This window comes from Arthrobacter sp. Bi83, from assembly GCF_918698095.1.
GTDB lineage: Bacteria > Actinomycetota > Actinomycetes > Actinomycetales > Micrococcaceae > Arthrobacter.
This window is the reverse complement of sequence record NZ_CAKKLY010000012.1, coordinates 1-26190: the sequence shown is the minus strand read 5'-3', so window position 1 is coordinate 26190 and position 26190 is coordinate 1. Positions and strand designations below refer to the sequence as shown.

Sequence of the window (26190 nt, the reverse complement as noted above, 5' to 3'; positions counted from 1 at the left end):
CGAAAGCATAAACTGACTGCCGCACATAGTTTATGCATGACAGCTTGGACTCCCGCCCTTGCCGCCGCTTTTTGATCCAAATGGCGACGTGGAATACTGCGCAGCGGACTCCGGTCGTCGGTTACCTGAGGAGAAACTCCACCATGGCACGCACAGCCTCCCTGTCCGGATTCCCCGAGTGGCTTCCCGAGGAACGGCTGGTGGAGCAGCATGTCCTGGACACCCTGCGGCGTACCTTTGAACTCCATGGCTTTTCCTCCATTGAGACGCGCGCGGTTGAAACCGTGGGCCAGTTGCTGCGCAAAGGCGACATCGACAAAGAGGTATACGGGCTCAGCCGGCTTCAGGACGACGAAGGCGAAGAAGGCAAAGGCAAGCACGATCCCCACGCACTTGCCCTGCACTTTGACCTGACGGTTCCGTTTGCGCGCTACGTCGTGGAGAACGCCGGCTATCTCGCGTTCCCGTTCCGGCGCTACCAGATCCAGAAGGTATGGCGTGGTGAGCGCCCGCAGGAGGGCCGCGCGCGCGAATTCACCCAGGCAGACATCGACGTGGTGGGGGACGGCGACCTGCCCTTCCGTTATGACGTCGAAATCGCGCTGGTCATCGCCGAGGCGCTGGGCGCCCTCCCCATTCCGGACTTCCGCCTCCGCATTAACAACAGGAAACTTGCCGAAGGTTTCTACCGCGGCGTCGGCCTGGCGGACACGGCCGGCGTGCTCCGCAGCATCGACAAGCTGGAAAAGATCGGCCCGGACAAAGTGGCCGAACTCCTCAAGACCGAGCTGGGCGCCACGGATGACCAGGTTCAGGCGGCATTGAAGCTTGCCGGCATCCGGACCGAGGACACGTCCTTTGTGGCGCAGGTCCGTTCCTTGGGCGTGAGCAATGAGCTCCTCGAGGAGGGCCTGGATGAGCTTGAGCAGGTCATCGAGGCGGCGGTGAAGCGCGCTCCGGGCAAGGTTGTCGCCGATCTGAGCATCGCCCGAGGGCTGGACTATTACACCGGCACGGTGGTGGAAACCGTGCTCGTGGGCCACGAGCAGCTCGGGTCCATCTGCTCCGGCGGCCGGTATGACGCCCTCGCAAGCAAAGGCAACAGGAAGTTCCCCGGCGTCGGGCTCTCCATCGGGGTCACACGGCTGGTTTCGCGCATCCTCAGCCAGGACCTCGCGAAGGCCTCCCGCTCCGTGCCCACGGCGGTGCTGGTCGCGCTGAACGCCGACGACACCTGGGGGGAGGCCCAGGACGTCGCCACGCAGCTGCGCAGCCGGGGCATCGCCACGGAAGTCGCCGCCAAGGCCGAGAAGTTCGGAAAGCAGATCAAGTTTGCTGACCGCCGCGGCATCCCGTTTGTCTGGTTCACCGACGACGACGGCAAACACCAGGTCAAGGACATCCGCTCCGGTGTGCAGGTCGACGCCGATCCGGCGACGTGGACGCCGTCGGACGAGGACCTGCACGTCCAGGTCACCGGCGTGTCGCCTGAATAGCGGTCAGCGCTTGCTGGCTAGCCTCCGGCGCAGCCGCAGCGCCACCGCACGGGCGGCGACCCCCGCCGCCAACACGCCGGCCATGGCCAGGACCGATGACGGCGGCAGCGTGAAGGCCAGGACAAGGCAGCCCACGAGTCCGGCAGCATTGAGCCATTTCGGTGCGTGCCCGGGACGCTCCCGGAGCGTGTAGGCCGCTGCATTGGCCACGGCGTAGTACACGAGTACGCCGAAGCTGGAGAAACCCACCACCGTCAGCACGCTGCTGGTCAGCAACAGCAAAACCACGACGGCGGCCACGGCCAGTTCGGCGGCGAAGGGCACCGTGTGGCGTCCGCCGATCCGGGCAAGCGGACCCGGCAGGTCACGTTCCCGGGCCATGGCCATCGCCGTGCGCCCTACCCCGGTAATGAGCGCCAGCAGTGCTCCGAGGGACCCGGCGGCAGCTCCGCCCTGCACGAAGGGGGCGCCGGCAGCCAGCCGCGAGTGGGTCACGGCTTCGAGAAGCGGGGCCGCCGATGAGGCCAGTTGTGCCAACGGGAGGTGGGCCAGAAGCAGCACTGCCAGACCCAGGTAGATGGCAAACGCCACGGCGAGGGCGCCCAGGATGGCCCGAGGGATCACCCTCGCCGGATCCTTCACCTCTTCGCCGAGGGTGGCAATCCGTGCATACCCGGCAAACGCGAAGAACACCAGGCCGGCGGCGGGAAGGATGCCCCAGGCGCTGCCGACATCCGCCGCGGACACAGCACCGGCAGGATATGGACCAGCAGGATGTGGACCGATGATGGCCGCCGCGGCAACAAAGGCCAGGGTGGCCAGCACAAGGCCCAGCAGGATGCGCGTCAGCAATGCCGTCCGGGTGATGCCCAGCAGATTGATGCCGGTCAGCACCGTCACCGCGGCGACGGCTACAGGCGTGGCGTAGCCCGGCGCGACATACTGCCCGAACGTGAGGGCCATGGCGGCGCAGGAGGCTGTCTTGCCGGTCACAAAAGCCCATCCCGCGAGGAACCCCGGCCATTCGCCCAGCTGCCGGCGGCCATAAATGTACGTGCCGCCGCTTTGCGGGTACTTGGCCGCGAGCTGGGCGGACGCCACAGCGTTGCAATAGGCGACCGCCCCGGCGATGACGATGGAAACAACGAGCAGTTTTCCGGCCAGGCCGGCAGCGGGGGCAAAAACCACGAAGACACCGGCCCCAAGCATGGATCCGAGTCCGATCGATGTCGCGTCGAACACACCCAGCCTGCGCTGCAGCTGCTCATGCCTGGTCATGGCGGGGCAGGGACCTTTCCAACGGGTAAACTCGGACGGGATCGTTCCCGCAACGATCCTAATTCAACTTCGTTTCTGTCTTCCTTCTGAAAGGAATGCTGTGCTGCGCACACATGACCTCGGATCCCTTCGCTCCGAGCACATTGGACAAACCGTAACCCTGGCTGGCTGGGTCGGCCGCCGTCGTGATCACGGTGGTGTCGCATTCGTCGATCTGCGTGACGCCTCGGGCGTCGCGCAGGTTGTGGTCCGCGAAGAAGAGGTTTTCCACGGCCTGCGCAACGAGTACGTGCTGCAGGTGACCGGCACGGTGTCCAAGCGCCCCGAGGGCAACGAGAACCCGGCGCTGGCCACCGGCGAGATCGAGGTCATGGCGGACAAGGTGGTTATCCTCAACACCGCGGACCCGCTGCCCTTCCAGATCGATGAGCACGTGGAAGTGGGGGAGGAAGCACGCCTGAAGCACCGATACCTTGACCTCCGCCGCCCGGGCCCCAGCCGCAACCTCCGCCTGCGCTCCGAGGCCAACCGCGTGGCCCGAGAACTCCTTCACAAGGAGGGTTTCGTTGAAATCGAAACCCCCACACTGACGCGTTCGACGCCGGAAGGCGCCCGCGACTTCGTGGTCCCCGCCCGCCTGGCCCCGGGATCCTGGTACGCGCTGCCGCAGTCGCCGCAGCTTTTCAAGCAGCTGCTGCAGGTGGGCGGCTTCGAGAAGTACTACCAGATTGCCCGCTGCTACCGCGACGAAGACTTCCGCGCGGACCGCCAGCCGGAGTTCACGCAGCTGGACATCGAGGCCAGCTTCGTCGACCAGGACGACATCATCTCCCTGGGCGAAAACATCGTGAAGGCGCTGTGGAAGCTGATCGACGTCGAAATCCCGACGCCGATTCAGCGCATCACCTACGCGGACGCCATGGCCCGCTACGGCTCTGACAAGCCGGACCTGCGGTTCGGCCAGGAGCTGACCGAGCTGACCGAGTTCTTCAAGGAGACCAACTTCGGCGTCTTCAAGGCGCCCTACGTCGGTGCCGTGGTCATGCCCGGCGGCGCCTCCCAGCCGCGCCGTACCCTGGACGGCTGGCAGGAATTCGCTAAGCAGCGCGGTGCAAAGGGACTGGCATATGTCCTGTTTAAGGAAGACGGCGAGCTCGCCGGTCCGGTGGCCAAGAACCTCACGGAGACCGAACGCGCCGGCCTGGCCGACGCCGTAGGCGCCAAGCCCGGTGACTGCATCTTCTTCGCCGCCGGCGAGAAGACCCCGTCCCGCGCACTGCTCGGTGCGGCACGCGTCGAAATCGGCCACCGCACCGGCCTGATCGACCCCACTGACTGGGCGTTCTGCTGGGTGGTGGACGCACCGATGTTCGAACCGGCCGCCGCAGCGGTGGCCTCCGGCGACGTGGCCGTGGGTGCCGGCAAGTGGACGGCCGTCCATCACGCCTTCACCTCCCCCAAGCCCGAATTCCTCGACACGTTTGACAAGGACCCGGAGTCGGCCCTGTCTTACGCGTACGACATCGTCTGCAACGGCAACGAAATCGGCGGCGGCTCCATCCGTATCCACGAGCGCGACGTCCAGGAACGGGTCTTCGAGCTGATGGGCCTGGACCGTGCGGATGCGCAGACTAAGTTTGGCTTCCTGCTGGAAGGCTTCAAGTTCGGTGCACCTCCGCACGGCGGCATTGCCTTCGGCTGGGACCGCGTGGTCGCCCTGATGGCGGGAGTGGAGTCCATCCGCGACGTTATCGCCTTCCCGAAGACCGGCAACGGCTACGACCCGCTGACCCAGGCTCCCGCGCCGATCACGCCGCAGCAGCGCAAGGAAGCCGGCGTCGACTTCAAGGCTGAGGCCAAGAAGGCCGAGGCCGCCAAACCCGAACAGAAGTAGGCGGCCGGCACCGCCGGCGCCCGCGCCAACGGCTCCCTGGAATTCCAGGGAGCCGTTGGCGTCTCTCGACAGTTGGTGTCTCTCTGCAAAAGGAAACCGTGGCGTATCCGATCCCCTTGCCCACGCTGAAAATGCTGATGGACGCGGCGTGGCCTGCCCCGGAGCGCCACGACACGGGTGAGTGTATCGGCGGGCCCCTCTCAGGAGGGCCGGTTCCGGCTGCTAGGCCGTCTCACTCGGGCAGTGGAGACCGAACCAAGGCCAGGCGGCCAGTTCGTGATGGTTGGGGGACTGCACCGGCATTTCTCCGGCAGCTGCGTCAAATTCTGGCCACGTTTGCACGGGCGGCGTTTGAGGGCCAGTAAGTGCGGACACTGGCATCTCCTTCCTGACTGCGCTCAGCGCAGGCATTTTTACGGGCGCCGCCTGTATTGGCGGCCGCGCTCCAGCCAGAGTGCCAGTGTGATGTGACGGGAACCACAGTATTGCCGATGAACGGATGCGACACGGGCGTGACTCTGCGCGGGTAGGAGAATTTACCTATGGCAAACTCCCCAACAGGTGAATCCGTCATCAGCCGTGTCGTGCGGCTCATGAGCGCATTCGACCGGGATCTTCCGACCATGACGCTTTCCGGCCTCGCCCGCCGGGCGGATCTGCCGCTGACCACAACGCGCCGCCTGCTGGAAGATCTCGTCGAGCACGGACTGATCGAGCGGCTCGGCGACGGAAGCCTCCGGCCTGGGATGCGGATGTGGGAACTTGCGGCACGTGGCTCGCGGGCGCTGAACCTTCAGGAGCTGGCGTTGCCGTTCATGGACGATGTCCTGGCGACCGTACACCAGCACACGACGCTCGCGGTGCTGGACCACGGCAGCGTGCTGTACGTCGAGCGGCTCTCGTCGCCGGATTCCCGGCTGAATGCGGCGCACATCGCGCAGCGGATGCCGGTGCATGCCGCATCGTCAGGCCTAGTGCTCCTCGCGTTCTCGCCCCTTGCCGTCCAGGAGGAGGTTCTCGCCGCACCTTTGGCGAAAGTTACCCCCGAGACAATCACCGATCCGGCGCTGATCCGGAAGCACCTGGCGGAGATCCGGCAGCGAGGCTATGTGGCCATCCCGGGGATCGGCGTCACGGAGTGGACCGGAATCGCCGTGCCGGTCTTCGGTTCCGGCAACGAGATTGCTGCAGCCCTGAACGCGATCGTTCCGCGCGACGAAGCCGACGTTCCCTTCACCGTCCCGGCACTCCTGACGGCCGCCCACGGCATTTCCCGCGCGCTGAAGTCGATGAGCCCTGTACCGCGTCGGTAGAAGCGCTTTGAACGATCCGAGCCGATGAACGGAAGTCCTCTGGGACGCGCAGGGACACCGCAGGCATTCTTGGTGAGACGTGGATCACGAATCCGCACTTTCGGCGGGGATTACGCCTCCTGGCGGCCCGCGGATCATCCTGCTTCACCATTATCCAACCGCTATCGAACCTGCCGGTCTGCAGTGCTATCGATCGGAACGGCCCGGAAAGAAGGACAACGATGTCTGCTGCAACGACAGAACAAAGCGCCACCACGGCGGAGCTTCCCCCGTACTCCCATGACCTGGACTGGCCCGCGGGTATGGCCCCGTTCAAGGTCGTCGACGACGGAACCCAGGGTGATCCCTACGCGCACTACGCATGGATGAGGGACAACGCCCCGGTGCTCCGCGCTGCCTCGCCGGTTTCAGACGTCTGGTTCATCTCCCGGTACGACGACGTCCGTAAGGCCATGCGGGCCCCTAAAGTCTTCTCCTCGCAGGTTGTGGACCCGGTTCCGCTGACGTTCCTGACCTTGTTCGATGCTCCCAACCACACCCGTCTGCGCCAGGTGGTGGCTCAGGCCTTCACGCCAAAGGCAATCGCCGCCTTCGAGGGCCGCGTCCGGGAAAACGCCGAAAAATACCTGGACCCGATGATCGCTGCCGGGGGCGGCGATGCCGTAGACGAGTACGCGATCCCCCTGAGCATGTCCACCATCAGTGCCCTGCTCGACGTCCCCGCCGCGGACTTCGAGAAGATGAAGTTCTGGTCCGACGAGACGTTCAGCTACTTCGGCCGGCTCGCCCGCAACGCCGAAGGGACGGGCACCGACGAACACAGCACCTTCGAATTCTTCGCTTACCTGAAGGACACCATGGAGCGGCTCTACCGCGAGGAAAACGACTCCGTTGGCGGCCACATCGCCAGAATGTGGAAGGAGGGCCTGCTCAGCGAGAAGGAAGCCAAGGAACTCTGTGCCTTTGTCTTCGTCGCCGGACATGACACCACCACCATTTTGCTGGCCAATGCGTTCCGAGTCTTCAGCGAACAACCGGAACTGCTGGGCCGGATCCGGCAGGATCCGGCGGACGCCAGCATGTTCGTCGAAGAACTTGCCCGTTACCGCGGCACGGTGCAACGGGCCAGCCGGATCACCACCGAGGAGGTCGAGGTAGCCGGGGTGACAATACCCGCCGGGGCGATTGTCCGGCTGCTGCCCGCCGCCGCGAACCGGGACAGCAGCAAGTACCCCGACGGCGAGACCTTCGACATCGACCGCACCACCGACGGCCACCTTGGTTTCGGCCATGGAGTGCACAGCTGCCTTGGCGCACCGCTGGCCCGGCTGGAAACAAAGGTGACGGTGGAGATCCTCGCCGCGAAGCTGGGCTCCCTGACGCTGAATACGACCAGGCCGATCGAATACGTCCGCGGAAACAACCTGACCAACTCGGGGCCGGAGCACCTTCACGTGGAACTGGAGTCGTTCAGTGCCTGATCTGCAGCCTGGAATCAACAACGGGCAGCCCGTCATCATCGTCGGCGCCGGCCATTCCGGGGTCGCGGTCGCTGCGGGATTGCGCACGCGCGGCTGGGTCGGGGGCATTCTCCTGCTCGACGGCGAAAAGGAGACGCCCTACGAGCGTCCGCCCTTGTCCAAGGAACTCCTGAAGTCCGGCGCCCCGGACGAGTCCACAGTGCTGCGCAAGGAGAAGTTTTACCAGGACAAGCGCATTGAACGGCTGGCGGGGATCACTGCCGAAGCCATCGACCGGCAAAGCCGGACCGTGGTGCTCTCCGACGGCAGCCGCCGCGGTTACGACCGCCTGGTCGTCGCGACCGGCTCCCGCGCCCGCCCCCTCACCGTTCCCGGCTCCGGACTCCCGGGCGTCCACGCCCTGCGGACCCGTGAAGACGCTCTCGACCTCAAACGCGCTCTCGTCGCCGGCACGCGGGTCGCCATCATCGGCGCTGGTTACATAGGGCTCGAAGTTGCCGCCGCCGCTGCTGCGAGGGGATGCAAGGTCACGGTGCTGGAGCTCCAGGACCGCGTGATGAGCCGGGTGACGTCGGAACCGGTCTCCCGCTTCTTCGAGCAGCTCCACGAACAGAACGGTATTCGGTTCGTTTTTGGTGCCGCGGTTACGGCGATTGAAGGTCAGCGCCGGGCCGAGCGCGTGGTCACGGCCGACGGCACCGTCCACCCGGCCGACGTCGTGCTGGCAGGTATCGGCGTGCTTCCCAACCAGGAGGTGGCCACGGAGGCCGGACTGGAGTGCCGGGATGGCATCCTCGTGGACGGGGAAGGCCGGACGTCGGACTCCGCCATTTACGCCACCGGCGACGTCACCCGTTTCGCCAGCCCTGTCGACGGCACCAGCCAGCGCCTCGAATGCATCCAGAACGCGCAGGCCCAGGCCGACCGGGTGGCCGCGCACATCACCGGCCAGCAGCCGGCGGAGCCGGAAATCCCGTGGTTCTGGACCGTTCAGCACGGCGTACGGCTGCAGACCGCCGGCGTTCGCCACCCGGACGACGACGTCATCGTCAGAGGCACGCCCGCAGTCGGCAAGTTCGCAGTCATCTATCTCCGTGACGGACGCCTCGCCGCCGTCGACACTGTTGCTGGGCTTGCCGACTTCCGGCCGGCCAAAAAACTGATCGCCGCTGGAGCCCTGATCGACCCGGCGCTGGCAGCGGACCCCCGCATCCCCCTCACGGACACCATTCCCAATGACCCCAGTCTTACCGACGCTGACCTGGTATCAGCCCGAATCTAAGGAACCGCCATGAGCAACAACAAACTGACCGTCGTCGACCGCGAAGGCAAGTCCCGCGACCTCGAATGGGAGCCGGACCAGACCCTGATGGAGGCCTTGAGGGACAATGACCTGCCCGTCTTGGCTTCCTGCGGTGGGACCGCCTCCTGCGCAACGTGCCACGTATTCCTCGCGGACGAGGTCTTCGACACCCTGGGGGAGCGCAGTGAGGATGAGATTGAACTGCTGGTCGAAGCCGAGGGTTATCGGGAGTGCGGCTCGCGGCTCTCCTGCCAGCTGGACTTCACCAAGGACCTCGACGGCGTCACCGTCACGCTGGCCCCCGAAGAGTAGCGCCGTCGCAGTCGCGGCAGCCTGGCTATGCCGGCGGGTCCGTCACCGTGACGCGTACGGAGCAGGCATCCGCGGCGGCCTTCTTCAGGACGGCAGCACGGGGATCGGCAACATCGAGGTAAGCCAGCCGCGGCAGCCGGGCGTAGGCCTTCAGCGCAGGCTCATCGAGCACGAGATCGGCCAGTGACCTGTCGCCCCCCGGAACCACGTACTCGAAGACCTGGCCGCTGAAGACCTGCCGGGCCTGTTCCGCGACCGCCTCCACCATCGCATCCGCCTGGTTGGAACGGCGCCGCGCGAACCGTTGCTGGGACTGGCCTCCTGCGGCCGTCCGGGACTGAACGTATTTGGACCCGGTTTTGGAGGTACGGATCAGGCCTTCGCTGGTGACCGCGACACCATAGCCTCCACGCCGGACCAGAAGGAGGCCGATGCTGCGCGGCTGGGACGCCAGCGACGCCAGCCGGGCCACCAGATCGGGGCCGCGCCCCGGCCGGCCGTCGTCCGGCCACGGCGCCTGCAGCAGTGCGCTGGCGCCGTCGGCCGCGAGCAGCCGCACGCCGTCGTCGTGGTCTTCAATCCGGAGCGGGCCGTGGCTGGCGCCGAAGCGGTGCACCCAGCCGGCCAGCCGAGGTCCGGACACGAACGCGGTCCGCGATGCCGGTGCCGGACGTCCGCCCGGTGAACCGCTCTGTGGCATTGCCGAATCCTTGCTGTACGTGACCGGACATTGCCCGATGAATCTATGAGTAGCCTATCTATGTGGATGATCTCTTTGGCCCGGGGCAGGGCAACGACGACGACGGCGACGACTCGCCCACGGCTGGCGGCGCTGGCAGCCGCCCGGCCGCAGGGGCGCAGGGTCCGTCCCGGACTGCCTCGCCACGCGGGCCCTTGGCCGTCCGGATGCGGCCCCGCACGCTGGACGACGTGGTGGGGCAGCAGCACCTGCTGGGACAGGGGTCGCCGCTTCGCCAGCTGGCTGCCGGTGCCGACGCCACCGGGCCCGCGGGCCCCAGCTCTCTCATCCTCTGGGGTCCGCCCGGCACCGGAAAGACAACCCTCGCGCACGTGATCGCCAGGGGACCCGGGCGGAAGTTCGTGGAACTCTCGGCCATCACGGCCGGGGTCAAGGACGTACGCCGGGTCATGGACGATGCGCTGACGGCCCGCGATCTCTACAAAACCACCACTGTCCTGTTCCTCGACGAGATCCACCGCTTCAACAAGGCCCAGCAGGATGCGCTGCTGCCCGGCGTCGAGAACCGCTGGGTGGTGCTGGTGGCGGCAACCACCGAGAACCCGTCCTTCTCGGTCGTCTCGCCGCTGCTGTCCCGTTCACTTTTGCTGACTCTCAGGCCGCTGACCGACACCGACATTGAAGGCCTGCTCCTGCGCGCCGTTGAGGATGTCCGCGGGCTCGGCGGCAAAGTCAGGCTCAGCGCCGAGGCGCTGGCACACCTCGTGCGGCTGTCCGGAGGGGACGCGCGGCGGGCTTTGACAGCTCTCGAAGCGGCCGCCGGGGTCGCCTTCGGTGACGCCGACGACGTCGACACCTCCGAGAGTTCCGACGGCGCCGATGATTCCGCGGACGGCGCCGGTGCCAGCCCGCCGGTCACAGTCGAGCCCGTTGCGGTGGAACTGCGGCACACCGAACGCGCCCTTGACGTGGCCGCAGTGCGCTACGACCGCGCGGGCGACCAGCACTACGACGTCACCAGCGCGTTCATCAAGTCCATCCGGGGCTCCGACGTGGACGCGGCCCTGCACTACCTGGCCCGGATGCTGGAGGCGGGGGAGGACCCGCGCTTCGTGGCACGGCGCATTGTGATTTCCGCAGCGGAGGACGTCGGCATGGCAGATCCCACGGCCCTGCAGACCGCCGTGGCCGCCGCGCAGGCCGTCCAGCTCATCGGCATGCCGGAAGGCAGGATTGTCCTGGCCGAAGCGGTGGTCCACCTGGCCACGGCGCCCAAGTCCAATGCCGCGTACATGGGCCTGAACAAGGCCATTGCGGACGTCCGGGCGGGACTGGGCAACGGGATCCCCGCTCACCTTCGCGATGCGCACTACCCGGGATCGAAGCAACTGGGACACGGTCTGGGCTACAAGTACGCCCACGACGCCCCGCACTCCGTGGCCAGCCAGCAGTACCCTCCGGACGATCTCGTGGGCCGCGACTACTACGAGCCCACCGGCAACGGCGCAGAGCGTGACATCGCTGTGCGGCTTGAGCGACTGCGGAAGATCATCCGGGGCAAGTGAGCTTTCTGGTAGGATTGATCGTTGTCTGGCAAGGCACGGACGCACAATCCACCAAAGTTTCTATTTGATGAGGTTATGCCTGTGCCCAGTAGCAAAAGGCAGCGGTTGGCCGATGCTCTCCATCGTGGAGGCCAGTAACACTGACACACCGCAGATATTGGAAGGACACAAGTGGCTAACAACACTCGTGCTCGCCGTACAGCACGCCTCTCGCGTGCACTCGGCATCGCTCTGACCCCCAAGGCCGCCAAGTACATGGAGCGCCGCCCGTACGGCCCCGGTGAGCATGGCCGTGCCCGCAAGAAGCAGGACTCCGACTACGCCGTACGTCTGCGCGAAAAGCAGCGCCTGCGCGCCCAGTACGGCATCCGCGAAGCCCAGATGACCCGTGCCTTCGAAGAAGCACGCCGCACCAAGGGCCTGACCGGTGAAAACCTGATCGAACTGCTCGAAATGCGTCTCGACGCCCTCGTGCTGCGTGCCGGCTTCGCCCGCACCATCGCCCAGGCCCGCCAGCTGGTTGTACACCGCCACATCTTGGTTGACGGCATCCGCGTTGACCGCCCGTCTTTCCGCGTCAGCGAGGGCCAGCTGGTCCACGTTCACAGCCGCAGCGAGCCCATGCCTCCGTTCCAGGTTGCAGCAGCCGGCGCACACCGCGACGTCCTGCCCCAGGTTCCCGCCTACCTGGACGTCAAGCTTGACGCCCTGCAGGCACGCCTGGTCCGTCGCCCGAAGCGCTCCGAGGTCCCCGTGACCTGCGAAGAGCAGCTCGTCGTCGAATTCTACGCACGCTAAATTTCGGCAGCGTACCCAAAGAAGCCCGTGGCAAGCGCCGCGGGCTTCTTTGTATGTAAGGTACTTGGGGGACATCCGCGGCTGCAGCACGCTGCCGCCACGCACCATGTCCCGTTCCACGGAGATTCAAGGAGATGAACGTCTATGTCTGGTGGCGATATTGCCGGCCTGATCGCGGCCGGGGTATTTGCGCTCCTGGTCCTGTTGCTTGCTGTCCCTATCCTCAAACTGGGCCGGGTATTCGATGAAGTGCGGACCTCGATCCGTTCCATCAGCGACGGCGCTACGCCCCTCATGGACGAAGTCACGGCTACCGTCTCCACCACCAACCAGCAGCTGAAGAAAGTGGACGGCATCGCCTCGAACGTTTCGGACGCTTCGGCGAACCTTTCGGCGCTGTCCTCGCTGGTTGCAGCCACCGTTGGCTCCCCGCTGATCAAGGTGGCCGCCTTCAGTTACGGCGTGCGCTCCGCCTTAGCCGCCCGCAAGAAACCCGCCGCCGGCCGCCGCAGCCGCTAAGCCACCCGGAGAACTGAAATGAAGAGACTTGTCTGGATGGGCATCGGCGTTGCAATCGGTGTCATAGCTTTCCGCAAAGTGACCGAGGCGCAGGCGAACCTGGGGCCGGAAGGCCTGAACCGGGCTGTGGGCCGGCTGGCCGACGGTGTCTACGACTTCGCGGACGCAGTACGCGCCGGCATGCGCGAGCGGGAGACCGATCTGCGCACCGCGCTCGGCGTCGAGTCCCAGGATGTTGTCCGCCGCTAGGCACAGCCGCGAGAGAATTAAAACGGCAGCGTCCGGCGTTAGCGCCGGAACTGCTATCTGAATCAAACTGTCACGCGTCAGAACGCGTGAACCAAGAAGGGTATGTAATCAGCTCATGAAGTCGCAGGAGATCACAAAGCGCTGGGTGGACTTTTTTGTCAGCAAAGGCCACACCGCGGTTCCCTCCGCGTCGCTGGTCTCCAGCGACCCCTCCCTGCTGTTCACGGTTGCGGGCATGGTCCCGTTCATCCCTTACCTGACCGCCCGTGAAGAAGCACCCTACTCCCGCGCCACCAGCGTGCAGAAGTGCATCCGCACCGGCGACATCGAGGAAGTGGGCAAGACTGCCCGCCACGGCACGTTCTTTCAGATGTGCGGCAACTTCTCCTTCGGCGACTACTTCAAGGAAGACGCCATCAAGTTCGCCTGGGAACTGCTCACCACCAGCGTTGACGACGGCGGCTACGGACTTGCGCCGGAACTCCTGTGGGTCACCGTTTACGAAGAGGACGACGAAGCCAAGGACCTGTGGCTGAAGAACACCGGCATCCCGGCCAGCCGCATCCAGCGCATGGGCAAGGCTGACAACTACTGGCACACCGGCCAGCCCGGTCCTGCCGGTCCCTGCTCGGAGATCTACTACGACCGCGGCCCGGCCTACGGCGTGGACGGCGGGCCCATCGCCGACGAAAACCGCTACGTCGAGATCTGGAACCTCGTGTTCATGCAGTACCAGATCGACAACGTCCGCTCGAAGGACGACTTCGACATCGTGGGCGAACTGCCCAAGAAGAACATCGACACCGGCCTCGGCATGGAACGCCTCGCGATGATCCTGCAGGGCGTCGAGAACATGTACGAGACGGACCAGGTCCGTCCGGTCATCGACAAGGCCGCCGAACTCTCCGGCAAGGAGTACACCTCCGCCGAAACCGTCGAGGATCCCCACCACACTGATGACGTCCGGATGCGCGTTGTCGGCGACCACATCCGCTCGGCGCTCATGCTCATTGCCGACGGCGTGACGCCGTCCAACGAGGGCCGCGGCTACGTGCTGCGCCGCCTGATCCGCCGCGCCGTGCGCTCGATGCGCCTGCTCGGCGTCGAAAAAGCCTGCCTGCCGGACCTCCTGCCCGCCTCGCGTGACGCCATGAAGGGCGTCTACCCGATCGTGGCGACCGACTTCGACCGCATCAGCCGCATCGCGTACGCGGAAGAAAAAGCCTTCCTGCGGACCATCGCGTCGGGCACCGCCCGGCTCGAGGATGCCGTCAACGAGTCGAAGGCTGCCGGCCGTCCGCTGTCCGGCGCCGACGCGTTCGCGCTTCACGACACGTACGGGTTCCCGATCGACCTCACGCTTGAAATGGCGGAGGAAGCCGGCCTCAGGGTCGACGAGCCCGAGTTCCGCAAGCTCATGCTCGAACAGCGCAAGCGCGCCCAGGCGGACGCCAAGGGCAAGAAGGGGGCCCACGCGGACCTCAGCGCCTTCCAGGAACTGCTCTCCGAGGGCGAGACAGTCTTCACCGGCTACGCCGAACTCGACGGAGAATCGCGGGTCCGCGGGATCCTCAGCGCCGGCCGCAAGGTCTCGCAGGCTGCCACCGGCGACGAGATCGAACTGGTCCTCGCCGAGACGCCGTTCTACGCCGAAGCCGGCGGCCAGGCTGCGGACACGGGCCTGATCACCGGTGACGGATTCGTCGTCGAGGTCCTCGACGTCCAGCGGCCGGTGAAGGGCCTGAGCGTCCACAAGGCGATCGTGCGTGAGGGCGAAATCGCCTCCGACGCGCTGGTCAGGGCAGCGGTGGACCGCGAGCGGCGGCACGCCGCCGAGCAGGCACACACCGGCACCCACATCGTGCACGCCGCACTGCACCAGATCCTGGGCCCGGAAGCCACCCAGCGTGGTTCCTACAACAAGGCCGGGTACCTGCGCTTCGACTTCGCCTGGGGCGAAGGCCTCAGCACAGCCACCCGCTCCGAGATCGAGGAAGTGTCCAACCTGGCCATCCGGAACAACTTCCGGGTGGACACCAAGGTGATGCCCCTCGCTGAAGCAAAGGCCCTCGGCGCCATGGCGCTGTTCGGCGAGAATTACGGCAGCGAAGTCCGCGTCGTGGAGATCGACGGCGCGTGGTCCCGTGAGCTCTGCGGCGGAACCCACGTTTCAAACACGTCGCTAATCGGCAGCCTGTCGCTGCTCGGCGAACAGTCCGTGGGGTCAGGAAACCGCCGCGTGGAGGCCTTCGTGGGCATGGATGCCTTCCGGCACCTTGCCGCCGAACGCGCCCTCGTCACCGAGCTGACCGAAATGCTCAAGGTGCCCTCCGGCCAGCTTGCCGACCGGATTGCCACTACCCTGACCAAGCTCAAGACCGCGGAAAAAGAGCTCGAGCGGCTCCGCAAGGAGCAGCTCGCCGCCGCAGCCGCGCAGCTCGTCGGTACCGCCCGGGACGCCGCCGGCGTGCGCGTCATTGCGCACGACGCCGGGCAGATCGGCGGAGCTGACGACCTCCGGGGCCTGGCCCTCGACCTGCGGAACCGTCTCGGAGCAGCTGCTTCCACTGTGGCCGTGGCCGGCGTCAGCAACGACCGCCCGGTGATCCTCATTGCCACCAACGAGGCCGCACGCGAAACGGGCGTCAAGGCTGGTGCGCTGGTACGGCTCGCGGCCGGCATCCTGGGCGGCGGCGGAGGCGGCAAAGACGACGTTGCCCAGGGCGGGGGCACCGACGCATCCAAGGTCGGCGCCGCGCTGTCGGCCGTCGTAGACGCCGTAACCGGGCGCTAGCGAATCCGTGACCTCATCTGCAGCGTCCGGCGTCTACCCCCGGGGAATCAAACTGGGGGTAGACGTTGGCACCGTCCGAGTCGGCGTCGCCATCTGTGACAGTGATGCCATCCTGGCCACTCCGTTGAAAACCCTTGACCGCAACCCCAAAAAGAATTCGGACGTGCGCGTCATTGCCGGCCTTGCCGCGGAGCGGGAGGCGGTGCAGATTTTTGTGGGCCTGCCCAGGACCATGAAGGGTGAAGAACATGCTTCCGCCCGCATGGCCACAGAGTATGCCGAGCTGCTGGCAGAGGAGCTTATTCGCGCCGGACTGGACGTGCCCGTGCACCTCGTCGACGAACGCCTGAGCACCGTAACCGCACACCGCCACCTTCACGAAGCTGGCATGAGCAGCAAAAATCACCGTAAAGTGGTGGATCAGGTTGCTGCTGCGGGAATTCTGCAGCACGCCATCGACATGCAAAAAGCCAGGGGAACGGATGTGGGAAGCCGCGTACGCGCGCTTTCTCAGCCGGGGCTTTCCGGAGACGCCGCAGCGGTTAATGCTGTGCAGGCCGTCCCGGAGAAAGACACGCAATCTTCAGAAGATGGAAGGCTACAGTGAGCCCGGTCAATAGCGACGACTCCTCCGGCAGGAACCTCAGGGACGCCGGACGGCCGCTGACGCGCAAGGAAATCCGTGCCCGGGAGAAGTCCCTCACGGCGGATTCCGGGGACCTCGTGCCCGAACAGGCCTACGAGTCAGTGAACGATACGACGCCGGACGTTCCGGAGCGCGGTCAGGAGCGCCCTCAGGCCGCATCTCCCGCACCGGCTCCGGCCCCGTCCGCAGTTTCGGCCCAGGAGCGGGTTCAGCCTCCCGCGACTGCGCCGGAGGGTGTGGCCCCGGATCTGATGGCGCCGACTGTTGGGGTTCCCATGGTTCCGCCAGCTCCGCCCACCATCCGGCCGCCTGCGGGAGGAGCTGGCCCGGCTCCGGCCAGCCACGACGATGGCGGCGTCGCGGAAGCGGACGTCCACGCTGACGGCGTTGCGCACCATGCCGGTCCTGCAGGCGAGGATTACGCGGCGTCACACCACGACGCGCACCACCACACGCACGGCGACCACGACGCGCACCACGGCGTGCACGATGACCACGACCACGACGCGCACCACCACACGCACGGCGACCACGACGCGCACCACGAGACGTACGTGCACCACGAGACCTACGAGGACCACGAGCCGTATGAACACGAGGCCGTCGGGCACCAGCTTCTCGGCAGCCCCGAAAGCGTGACAGCAGTGCCGCGTGCGTCCAAGAAGGTCCGTCGCCGACGCCGCCTTGTGGCGCTTCTGCTGTCGCTCGCACTCTTCGTCACCGCCACGGTCGTCGGCGCCCAGTTCCTCAAGCCGCTGCTCGGCACGGACAAGCCCGCCGACTATCCGGGCCCGGGCACGGGCCAGGTCAAGGTCGCAGTCCTGGCCGGTGAAGGACCCGTCTCGGTCGCCGCCAAGCTGGAGGACGCGAAGGTGGTCGCCAACGCGGAAACGTTCGTATCTGAACTGGCCGCTGCGGGCGGCACCCTGGCTCCCGGCGAGTATGACTTCAAGCAGGAAATGAAGAATTCCGACGCCGTGGCCGTCCTGCTCAACGTGGGGCAGTCGAAGGTCATGTACTTCGCACTAAGCGCCGGGCTCAGGGTCAATGAATCGCTGGACGCCATTGCGGAGGGCTCAGGCCTTCCCGTGTCCCAGCTCAAGGCGCTCAGTGATTCGCCCAAGCAGTTCGGCCTCCCGGCCAAGGCGAAAAACCTGGAGGGGTTCCTGTTCCCGGGCGAGTACAGGTTCCCGGTCGGGAGCACTGCCAAAGACATCCTCCAAGCGCTGGTCAAGAGCACGCAAGACGAGTTGAAAGCGCAAGGCGTCACGGACCCGGCCAAGCAGTACGACACCGTCACGGTCGCGAGCATCGTGCAGGCGGAGGGCGGCCAGGCTGAGTACAAGGACGTGGCCGGTGCAATCTACAACAGGCTCAAGCCGACCAACACGGAAACCAACGGCCTGATCCAGTCCGACGCCACGGTTACCTACGGCCTGGGCAAGAAGACCTTCCAGCTCGATGAGTCCGAGAAGGCCGACAAATCCAACCCGTACAACACCTACGCCAACAAGGGCCTTCCGGTGGGTCCCATAGGCTCGCCGGGCAAGACTGCCATCGACGCAGCGGCCAAGCCGAAGGACAACGACTACCTGTACTGGGTGACCATCAACCTGGACACCAACGAGACGAAGTTCTCCAAGACCCTGGCGGAGCACAGCAAGTATGTTGACCAGTACAACGCCTGGTGTGCGGAGCATGCCGGCCGTTGCGTATGAGCCGTCGGGCGGCCGTCCTCGGGCATCCGATCGGCCATTCCAAATCGCCTGCTCTCCACCTGGCCGCATATGCGAAGCTAGGTGAGGAAATCGGCTACAGCGCCATCGACGTGACCGAGGATTCCCTGCCGGCATTCATGGCCTCTGTGGGTGCCGAAAAGGGTTGGCGTGGGCTTTCCGTCACCATGCCGCTCAAGAAGGCCATGGTCGGAGAGGTAGATGAAATCCGCGGCGTGGCACGCGTGCTCGGCGTCATTAACACCGTTGTGTTCGAAGGCGAAGGCCCCTCCGGCCGGCGGATCGGCTACAACACGGACGTGGCGGGGATCATCAACGCCCTCCGCAACGCCGGTGCGGCCGAAGCGCCTGCCGCCGTAGTTCTTGGCGGCGGCGGAACCGCAGCCGCCGCTGTGGCCGCCCTCCAGGAACTCGGCGCAAAGTCCGTTGATGTCTACGTCAGGGACACGGCGAGGGCGGCGGAAGCGAGGGCCGCGGCCAGCGGGCTGGCCCTGGACATCGCGGTGCGTCCCATGGCCGACGCCGTTGCCGCAATGGCGCGCGCCGACGTCGTAATTTCCACCCTGCCGCCACGGGCGGCGGACGGAATGGCTGCGGAGCTAGAGCAGCTCGGCCTGACAACGGGCGGCGTGCTGCTCGACGTCGCCTACGACCCCTGGCCCAGCCGCATCGCCGCCGCCTGGCAAAAAGGCGGGGGAGCGGTGGTGCCTGGACTGGAGATGCTGCTCTACCAGGCCGTTGAGCAGGTCCGCTATTTCACGGGCCGCGAGGATGCGTCCAGCGCCGAAGTCATAGATGTGATGTGTGACGCAGTCGGGGCACCCCGACGCGTGTTCTGACCGCCATACATGGCAGGATGGATTCTATGTTGCGTTGGTTGACTGCCGGTGAATCCCATGGTCCGGCCCTGGTCGGAATTATTGAAGGCGTCCCCGCAGGTGTTGAACTCACCAGCGGGCACATCGCCGATGCCTTGGCGCGACGCCGCCTCGGGTACGGACGCGGTGCCCGGATGAAGTTCGAGCAGGATGTGGTCACCATCCTTGGCGGCGTCCGTCACGGCATTACACAGGGGGGCCCCGTCGCTGTCCAGGTCGGCAACACTGAATGGCCCAAGTGGGAGCAGATCATGTCTGCCGATCCCGTGGACGCCGAGACACTCGCAGACCAGGCGCGCAATGCTCCGTTGACGCGGCCGCGTCCGGGCCATGCAGACTTCACCGGGATGCAGAAATACGGATTCGACGAGGCCCGGCCGGTGCTTGAGCGTGCCAGCGCCCGCGAGACGGCGACGCGCGTCGCCATGGGAACCGTTGCTGCGCAGTTCCTGAAGCAGCTGGGTATCGAACTCGTGAGCCACACTGTGTCCATCGCCAGCGTCACGGTGCCCGAGGGCAGGCCCCTGCCCCTTCCCGGAAACGTGATTGCGCTCGACGCCGATCCTCTCCGCTGCTTCGACCGCGAGACCTCCGACGCCATGGTCGCAGAGGTGGATGCCGCGCACAAGGAAGGCGAAACCCTCGGCGGAGTGGTGGAGGTGCTCGCCTACGGTCTTCCGCCGGGCCTCGGCAGCTACGTGCACTGGGACCGCAGGCTTGATTCGCGCCTAGCCGCTGCTCTCATGGGCATCCAAGCCATCAAGGGCGTGGAAGTGGGGGACGGATTCCTGACCGCTGCCCGCCGAGGATCGGCGGCCCACGACGAAATCGTCAAGGACGCCGACGGCCGGATCATCCGCACCAGCAACCGCGCCGGCGGCATTGAAGGCGGCATGAGCATCGGCGACGTCCTGCGCGTGCGGGCGGCCATGAAGCCGATCGCTACGGTGCCCCGCGCCCTGAAAACCATTGACGTCAGCACCGGCGAGGCCGCCAAGGCCCACCACCAGCGCTCGGACGTCTGTGCCGTCCCTGCCGCCGGCGTCGTGGCCGAGGCCATGGTTGCCCTGGTTTTGGCCGAAGCCGTCACCGAAAAGTTCGGCGGCGATTCCGTGGCCGAGACCGCCCGCAACATCAGGGGCTACCTCGAGAACATTCCGGCGTCGCTGGACTCGATCGGACGCTAGTGCCCGTCAGCAATACACCCTGTGCCGCGGGGGAGCGGCCAATTGTGCTCATTGGACCCATGGCGGTTGGCAAGTCGGCGATCGGGCAGCAGCTGGCACAGCAGCTTGGCGCCCCCTTTGTGGACACGGACGCCGTCATCGTTGAGAACCATGGTTCCATCGCTGACATCTTCGCGGGCCGCGGCGAGCGGGCGTTCCGGGAAATTGAGGCGCGGACGGTTGCCCGCGTGGTCGAGGAAGCGGCCGGCACAGCCACGGTGATTTCACTTGGCGGCGGCTCGGTGCTGGACTCCGGAACCCAGCAGCTGCTGGGGCGGTGCACGGTGGTCTACCTCGAATGCGACGCCGAGACCGTGGCCGCGAGGATCGCCAGAAACTCTGTCCGCCCACTTCTCGCCGGCGACGGAATCCACCGCTGGAAGGTGCTGTTTGCCACCAGGAAGCCCGTCTATGAGCGCCTTGCAAACATTGTCCTGGACGTCCGGCGCGGTTCAGTGCCTGAGCTGGGACGCCGGCTGGAAGCGGCCTTGCGTGCCTTCGCCGAAGGGGCCCAAACAGAAGATCCGGCTGCGGAAAACCCCGCCCCGGAGAACATAACCGCGGCGGACGCAGCCGCGACGACGGCGGCCGGCGACACCGCGGCCGCGAAACAGGAAGTTGAAAAGTGAGCGAATCAACGGTCATCAAGGTCACCGGCGAATCGGCCGGGGACAACTACGACGTCGTAGTCGGCCGCGGCCTGCTCGGCACCCTTCCGGAACTGCTCGGTGAGCGGGTACGGCGGGTCCTGGTCATCCCCCCCCGGGCCCTGCGGCTCACGGGAGACACCGTCCGCGACGAGCTGGCGGCAGCGGGATTCACGGCCCTGACAGCTGAAATCCCCGATGCCGAGGAAGGCAAGCACATCCAGGTGGCCGCGTTCTGCTGGCAGGTGCTGGGACAGAACGACTTCACCCGCTCGGACGCCGTTGTATCGGTGGGCGGAGGGGCGGTTACCGACGTCGCAGGCTTCGTTGCCGCGACGTGGCTCCGGGGCGTCAAGGTCATCCACATGCCCACCAGCCTGCTGGGCATGGTTGACGCCTCCGTGGGCGGCAAGACCGGCATCAACACGGCCGAAGGAAAGAATCTTGTGGGTGCTTTCCACCCGCCGGCAGCCGTCCTTGCCGATCTGGACACCCTGAACACGCTGCCGAAGAACGAGATCATTTCCGGCATGGCGGAGGTCATCAAATGCGGCTTCATCGCTGATCCGGCCATCCTGGACCTCGTGGAGCAGCACCCCGAAGCCGTCACGGACCCACAGTCGGACACGCTGCGAGAACTCATTGAACGCGCCATCACCGTCAAGGCCCGTGTCGTGTCCGAGGACCTGAAGGAATCCGGGCTGCGCGAAATCCTGAACTACGGCCATACCCTGGGCCACGCCATCGAACTCGTGGAGCGGTATTCCTGGCGCCACGGCGCCGCGGTGTCGGTGGGCATGATGTTCGCCGCTGAGCTGTCCCGCAGCGTGGGAAGGCTGAGCGATGCCGACGCCGACCGGCACCGGACCATCCTCGAGTCCCTCGGGCTGCCCGTGACGTACCGCCGGGACCGCTGGCAGGGCCTGCTGGACGGCATGCGCCGCGACAAAAAGTCACGCGGCGACCTGCTCCGCTTCGTGGTGCTCGACGGCGTCGGAAAGCCCGGCATCCTCGACGTCCCGGACACGTCCCTGCTCTTTGCCGCCTACCAGGAGATTGCGTCCTGATGGGCGACATCAGCGGCGGAACCATTGAATGGCCGGACGGGGGCTTCCCTGGAATCAGGATCAACCCGGAATCCCTCATTCCGGAGATCACCAGCCCCGAGGCGTGCGCGGCAGCGCTTGAGGCGTCCACCGATCCCGCAGACCGTGTCTTCGTCCTGCTTGTGGAGGGCCATGCCGCCGACGCCGCCGAGCTGCTGGCCGAGGCGCGGTACAAGGACCCCGAATCGTTCCGGCTCCGGGCCTTCGAGGCTGAAGTATTACGCGTCTCGCACCGTCATGACCGGGCCGTTGAGCTGTTCAAACAGCTTCTGGCGGAAGTGCACGGAACGCCCAACGAGGCACTCGTGCACCAGTACCTCGGCAGGACCCACTTCGTCTCCGGCCATGTCGGGGCGGCCGTGGAGTCATTCGCCCGGGCACTGGACCTGCGGGTCGCGGAGTCGGCCGACGCGGCGCTCATCTATTCGTCGACTGTGGCGCTGCAGAGGGCGCGGGACGTCCTTGAACTGGCCTCCTGACGGACGCCCGAAGACCGGACCGAACGAGCCCGCCCGCAATTCCGCTAGAATGGTTCTTGGATTTTTGATAAATACACGCTGGCGGGCCGTTCGGCATGCCTGCTTGGCATAACCGGCTGGCAGCAAGAAGCAGTCACATAGAAACCAGAGGAAACCAGTGGCAACCACAAACGACATCAAGAACGGAACCGTCCTGAAGCTTGAGGGCCAGCTCTGGAACATCATCGAGTTCCAGCACGTCAAGCCGGGCAAGGGCGGGGCGTTCGTGCGCACCAAGATGCGGAACGTCATGTCCGGCAAGGTGGTCGACAAGACCTTCAACGCGGGCCTCAAGATCGAAACCGCCACGGTGGACCGCCGCGACTACCAGTACCTGTACCAGGACGGTGCGGACTTCGTCTTCATGGACACCCAGGACTACGACCAGATCACAGTCTCCGGCGCGACGGTGGGCGACGCCACCAACTTCATGCTGGAAAACCAGATGGTCAACATCGCCATCCACGAAGGCAACCCGCTCTACATCGAACTGCCGCCGAGCGTTGTCCTCGAAATCACCTACACCGAGCCGGGCCTGCAGGGCGACCGCTCCTCCGCCGGAACCAAGCCGGCCACCCTCGAAACCGGCTACGAGATCCAGGTGCCGCTGTTCGTCGAGAACAACACCAAGGTCAAGGTCGACACCCGTGACGGCAGCTACCTGGGCAGGGTCAGCGAGTAGTGAGCGCACGCGGTAAAGCCCGTAACAGGGCCCTTGATGTCCTCTTCGAGGCGGAACAGCGATCCGTCTCCGCCTTCGACGTGCTTCGCGCGCGGCGCGAGAGGACCGACCAGATCGTCAACCCCTACACGCTTGAAATCGTCGAAGGCGTGGTTTCGCTTCAGCCTGCCATCGATGAATTCCTCGAAACGTACTCGCAGGGCTGGACCCTGGAGCGCATGCCGTCCGTGGACCGCATCATCCTGCGGATCGGCACCTGGGAGCTGCTGTACAACGACGACGTCCCCGACGGCGTAGCCGTCAGCGAAGCGGTCGCACTGGCCAAAACGCTCTCAACGGACGAGTCGCCGTCGTTCATCAACGGCCTTCTCGGACGCCTCCAGCAGCTGAAGCCCTCGCTGCTGGCCTGACCCGACGCGCGGTCCGCAGACAGCAAGAGCCCCGGCCATTTGGCCGGGGCTTTTTTGCTCCCCGTCGCGGTGCGGTCTTATTGCCGGGCCGTTTTCTTACTGCCCGACGGCGGCGCGCAACGCGACCAGTTCGCGCAGCTGCTGCAGTTCGTCCTGCTGGTGGGCCAGGACATCCCTGCCGCTGAGGATCCGCTGGCGGGTGAAGGCGAGCCGTGTTGCGGCTTTAACGAAGTCCTTCATCTGGGGACCGCGGTTGTATGAGCCGGCCCAACGCACCGCCTGGCGCCTGCCTCCGGCGGTGGCCAGCATCCCCACTTCGGCCGGGGTGAACCAGCCTGCGGCGGAATACTCGAGCAGGCGCTGCCGGGTGAGGCGCGTCTCGGCGACCCGCAGCATCACGATGCACGCCACCGCCAGCAGGAAGATCGGGACCTGCACCAGCACATATTGGGCCAGGAAGTCCTGCCCCATGCTGTTCCAGCGGTTGTGCAGCACCATGGCCGGAATCAGGCCCACCACGAAGGCGGCTACGGAGACGCCAGGATGCCAGCGGCGGGCGGCGAAGCCCATGATCAGGCCGGTGGTGCCAGTAAAGATGGCGTGGGCGAAGGGCGACATGACGCCGCGAAGGAAGAAGATCTGGGCGAGGTCCGTCCCGGGCGTACTGGATTCGGCAATGGCCCGGCCGAAGTAGAGGATGTTCTCGGTGAAGGCGAAGCCCCCGGCGATGGTGAAGGCGAAAACCACGCCGTCCACGGGACCGTCGAAGTTCTTGCGTGCCAGCAGGAGCAGGAGCAGCAGGCCAAGGGATTTGGCGAATTCCTCCACAATCGGCGCCTGGACGGTGGTCATGAAGTCGCGGAAGGATGCTTCATCGGAGTACGGGGCCGCAAGCGCGAAGACCGGCTGGATCAGCAGTGTGACTGCGATGGACACGGCGGCGCCCCACGTAAACGCAAAAAGGAGCAGCCGCTTAGGTTCCGGTTCCCAGCGGTCGATGAGGTACACGGAAAACAGCACTGCGCCGAGCGGAATCAGTGAAGCGACGAACCCGGTCACGAAGCCGGTGACTCCCGTGTTGGCCAGCAGGAAAGGTACAACCAGGAAAAGGCTGACGAAGGCGAGGACCCCTCCGCCCAGGACCAGGGCGAGAACCCCTGACGACGGGCGGGCGGCGACGGTGGATGCCGCCTCCGGGATGACCTGGACCACTGACCCGCCGCTGTGCCCGGGCGCGGGCCTGTAGTTCTGCTGGTGCACGTGCCCCATCCAGCTGGGGTTGGTCTGCTCGTGGAACTGCCACTCCGGGTCGCCGGGGCGGGCACCTGACGGTCCGGGAGCAGGCTGCTGCGGGTTCATCGACATAGTCATGAGCCTAAATGGCGGCGCCCGCCTCGCCAAAGGCCCCTGCGCCGGATGTGACCGAAGACGCCCTCTGCCCGGGCAATGCTGGAACGCCCGTGTGGTAATTTTGGAAGGCAAATGTTCCTTTTTTAATTCCGTCCCGTGAGGCGGGGAAAGGGGAGACGAGCGTTGACTCCTGTCACACAGGCACCGGTACCGGCCAGGGTTGTACTCAACCAGGCGGACATTGACCGTGCACTCACTCGTATCGCCCATGAGATCCTCGAGGCCAACAAAGGTTCGCAGGACCTGGTGCTGCTGGGCATCCCGCGCCGCGGCTATCCGCTGGCAGTCCGGCTCGCCGAAAAGATCGCCGCCGCGGATCCGGCTGTGGACGCTTCCGCGATCGTCGGACAGCTCGACGTCACCATGTTCCGCGACGACCTCTCCCACCAGCCCACCAGGCCGCCGCACCATACGCAACTGCCGCGGACCGGCATCGACAACAAGGTCGTAGTCCTGATCGATGACGTTCTGTACTCGGGCCGCACCATCCGCGCCGCCCTGGACGCCCTGGTTGACCTGGGCCGGCCCCGCATTGTGCGCCTGGCCGTGCTGATCGACCGAGGGCACCGGGAGCTTCCCATCCGGGCTGACCACGTGGGAAAGAACCTGCCCACCTCCTCCGCCGAAAAAGTCCGGGTCCGCCTCGAGGAAACCGACGTCATTGACGGCCAGGCTGTCAATGAAGTGGTCATCGAGGCCGGCGCATGAAGCACCTGCTGTCCACCGAGGACCTGAGCCTCTCCAACGCCGTCCGCATCCTCGACACCGCCGAGGAGATGGCGGCCGTCGGCGACCGCGAGGTCAAGAAACTTCCTGCCCTGCGTGGCCGCACCGTGGTCAACCTCTTCTTCGAGGACTCCACGCGCACCCGCATTTCGTTTGAGGCAGCCGCCAAACGGCTTTCCGCGGACGTCATCAACTTCGCCGCCAAGGGATCGTCGGTGTCCAAGGGGGAGTCCCTCAAGGACACCGCCCAGACGCTGTCCGCGATGGGCGCTGACGCCGTCGTAATCCGCCACTGGGCCTCAGGCGCGCCGCACCGGCTCGCTGCAACCGACTGGATCGACGCTGCCGTCATCAACGCCGGTGACGGCACGCATGAACACCCCACGCAGGCGCTGCTGGACGCCTTCACCATGCGCCGGCACTGGGCAAAACTCGCCGGGCTGCCGTCCGCCGGCGCGGACCTCAAGGGCATGCGCGTGGCCATCGCAGGAGACGTCCTGCAC

Annotated in this window: 23 protein-coding genes and 2 pseudogenes; 22 read left to right on the top strand and 3 right to left on the bottom strand. The window is 65.9% G+C overall.

From position 1 onward, the window contains the following. Positions 1-143: 143 nt before the first annotated feature. Positions 144-1496, top strand: coding sequence for a histidine--tRNA ligase (hisS, locus tag LQ144_RS07845; protein WP_230118018.1), 1353 nt, complete (start codon positions 144-146; stop codon positions 1494-1496). A 3-nt stretch (positions 1497-1499) separates the two neighbouring features. Here the strand turns inward: hisS and LQ144_RS07840 are convergent, their stop codons facing one another. Beyond that, positions 1500-2774 carry an APC family permease gene (locus tag LQ144_RS07840; protein ID WP_230118017.1) on the bottom strand — a complete coding sequence of 425 codons (1275 nt, stop codon included), beginning with the start codon at positions 2772-2774 and terminating at the stop codon, positions 1500-1502. Between the two features lie 100 nt (positions 2775-2874). Here LQ144_RS07840 and aspS point away from each other — a divergent pair, with 100 nt between their 5' ends. The 5 genes from aspS (at position 2875) to LQ144_RS07815 (ending at position 9077) form a co-directional block, all read left to right on the top strand. Continuing rightward, a complete protein-coding gene (aspS, locus tag LQ144_RS07835) occupies positions 2875-4668 on the top strand; it encodes an aspartate--tRNA ligase (protein WP_230118016.1) in 1794 nt (597 codons plus the stop codon). Positions 4669-5210: 542 nt separating this feature from the next. Further along, on the top strand, positions 5211-5981 hold the full coding sequence (locus LQ144_RS07830) for an IclR family transcriptional regulator (RefSeq protein WP_230118015.1): 771 nt from the start codon (positions 5211-5213) through the stop codon (positions 5979-5981). 221 nt (positions 5982-6202) lie between these two features. Next, on the top strand, positions 6203-7462 hold the full coding sequence (locus LQ144_RS07825; protein ID WP_230118014.1) for a cytochrome P450: 1260 nt from the start codon (positions 6203-6205) through the stop codon (positions 7460-7462). Continuing rightward, positions 7455-8744, top strand: a complete 1290-nt coding sequence (locus LQ144_RS07820; RefSeq protein WP_230118013.1) for an FAD-dependent oxidoreductase — start codon at positions 7455-7457, stop codon at positions 8742-8744. The genes LQ144_RS07825 and LQ144_RS07820 overlap by 8 nt, the downstream gene beginning before the upstream one ends. Positions 8745-8753: 9 nt before the next feature. Beyond that, the gene (locus tag LQ144_RS07815) at positions 8754-9077 is read left to right on the top strand and encodes a 2Fe-2S iron-sulfur cluster-binding protein (protein ID WP_230118012.1); all 324 of its coding nucleotides are present in this window, start codon (positions 8754-8756) and stop codon (positions 9075-9077) included. A gap of 25 nt (positions 9078-9102) precedes the next feature. Here the strand turns inward: LQ144_RS07815 and LQ144_RS07810 are convergent, their stop codons facing one another. Continuing rightward, positions 9103-9777: an acVLRF1 family peptidyl-tRNA hydrolase gene (locus tag LQ144_RS07810; protein ID WP_230118011.1), complete on the bottom strand. Its 675-nt coding sequence runs from the start codon at positions 9775-9777 to the stop codon at positions 9103-9105. Between the two features lie 62 nt (positions 9778-9839). Here LQ144_RS07810 and LQ144_RS07805 point away from each other — a divergent pair, with 62 nt between their 5' ends. From LQ144_RS07805 to nusB, 14 genes and pseudogenes are all read left to right on the top strand, one after another. Continuing rightward, positions 9840-11342, top strand: a complete 1503-nt coding sequence (locus LQ144_RS07805) for a replication-associated recombination protein A (protein ID WP_230118010.1) — start codon at positions 9840-9842, stop codon at positions 11340-11342. Positions 11343-11513: 171 nt separating this feature from the next. Next, positions 11514-12140, top strand: coding sequence for a 30S ribosomal protein S4 (gene rpsD / locus LQ144_RS07800; RefSeq protein WP_230118009.1), 627 nt, complete (start codon positions 11514-11516; stop codon positions 12138-12140). A 144-nt stretch (positions 12141-12284) separates the two neighbouring features. Then, on the top strand, positions 12285-12659 hold the full coding sequence (locus LQ144_RS07795; RefSeq protein ID WP_230118008.1) for a DUF948 domain-containing protein: 375 nt from the start codon (positions 12285-12287) through the stop codon (positions 12657-12659). A gap of 18 nt (positions 12660-12677) precedes the next feature. Beyond that, positions 12678-12908, top strand: coding sequence for a DUF6167 family protein (locus LQ144_RS07790; protein WP_230118007.1), 231 nt, complete (start codon positions 12678-12680; stop codon positions 12906-12908). Between the two features lie 115 nt (positions 12909-13023). Continuing rightward, positions 13024-15702, top strand: coding sequence for an alanine--tRNA ligase (gene alaS / locus LQ144_RS07785; protein WP_230118006.1), 2679 nt, complete (start codon positions 13024-13026; stop codon positions 15700-15702). A gap of 7 nt (positions 15703-15709) precedes the next feature. Beyond that, on the top strand, positions 15710-16309 hold the full coding sequence (gene ruvX, locus LQ144_RS07780; RefSeq protein WP_230118005.1) for a Holliday junction resolvase RuvX: 600 nt from the start codon (positions 15710-15712) through the stop codon (positions 16307-16309). Further along, positions 16306-18066: an endolytic transglycosylase MltG gene (gene mltG, locus LQ144_RS07775; RefSeq protein ID WP_230118004.1), complete on the top strand. Its 1761-nt coding sequence runs from the start codon at positions 16306-16308 to the stop codon at positions 18064-18066. The genes ruvX and mltG overlap by 4 nt, the downstream gene beginning before the upstream one ends. Continuing rightward, entirely contained in the window at positions 18063-18923 is an 861-nt protein-coding gene (locus LQ144_RS07770) for a shikimate dehydrogenase (RefSeq protein ID WP_230118003.1), read from the top strand. Before mltG ends, LQ144_RS07770 begins: the two co-directional genes overlap by 4 nt. Positions 18924-18949: 26 nt before the next feature. Further along, entirely contained in the window at positions 18950-20149 is a 1200-nt protein-coding gene (aroC, locus tag LQ144_RS07765; RefSeq protein ID WP_230118002.1) for a chorismate synthase, read from the top strand. A 59-nt stretch (positions 20150-20208) separates the two neighbouring features. After that, positions 20209-20682: pseudogene (locus LQ144_RS07760) on the top strand (shikimate kinase); the annotation flags it as partial. Positions 20683-20813: 131 nt separating this feature from the next. Then, positions 20814-21902, top strand: a complete 1089-nt coding sequence (gene aroB, locus LQ144_RS07755) for a 3-dehydroquinate synthase (protein WP_230118001.1) — start codon at positions 20814-20816, stop codon at positions 21900-21902. Continuing rightward, positions 21902-22420, top strand: a complete 519-nt coding sequence (locus tag LQ144_RS07750) for a tetratricopeptide repeat protein (protein WP_230118000.1) — start codon at positions 21902-21904, stop codon at positions 22418-22420. The genes aroB and LQ144_RS07750 overlap by 1 nt, the downstream gene beginning before the upstream one ends. A 157-nt stretch (positions 22421-22577) precedes the next feature. Next, positions 22578-23141 carry an elongation factor P gene (efp, locus tag LQ144_RS07745; protein ID WP_230117999.1) on the top strand — a complete coding sequence of 188 codons (564 nt, stop codon included), beginning with the start codon at positions 22578-22580 and terminating at the stop codon, positions 23139-23141. Next, complete coding sequence (gene nusB, locus LQ144_RS07740) at positions 23141-23551, top strand: transcription antitermination factor NusB (RefSeq protein WP_056635239.1); 411 nt, start codon at positions 23141-23143, stop codon at positions 23549-23551. Before efp ends, nusB begins: the two co-directional genes overlap by 1 nt. A gap of 96 nt (positions 23552-23647) precedes the next feature. On the opposite strand, the gene LQ144_RS07735 is transcribed toward nusB, so the two are convergent. Next, positions 23648-24916, bottom strand: a complete 1269-nt coding sequence (locus LQ144_RS07735; RefSeq protein WP_230117998.1) for a PrsW family intramembrane metalloprotease — start codon at positions 24914-24916, stop codon at positions 23648-23650. Between the two features lie 168 nt (positions 24917-25084). Here LQ144_RS07735 and pyrR point away from each other — a divergent pair, with 168 nt between their 5' ends. Both pyrR and LQ144_RS07725 read left to right on the top strand, forming a co-directional pair. After that, positions 25085-25669, top strand: a complete 585-nt coding sequence (pyrR, locus tag LQ144_RS07730) for a bifunctional pyr operon transcriptional regulator/uracil phosphoribosyltransferase PyrR (protein ID WP_230117997.1) — start codon at positions 25085-25087, stop codon at positions 25667-25669. Continuing rightward, positions 25666-26190 (top strand): annotated as a pseudogene (locus tag LQ144_RS07725) (aspartate carbamoyltransferase); the annotation flags it as partial. The gene pyrR and the pseudogene LQ144_RS07725, both read left to right, overlap by 4 nt.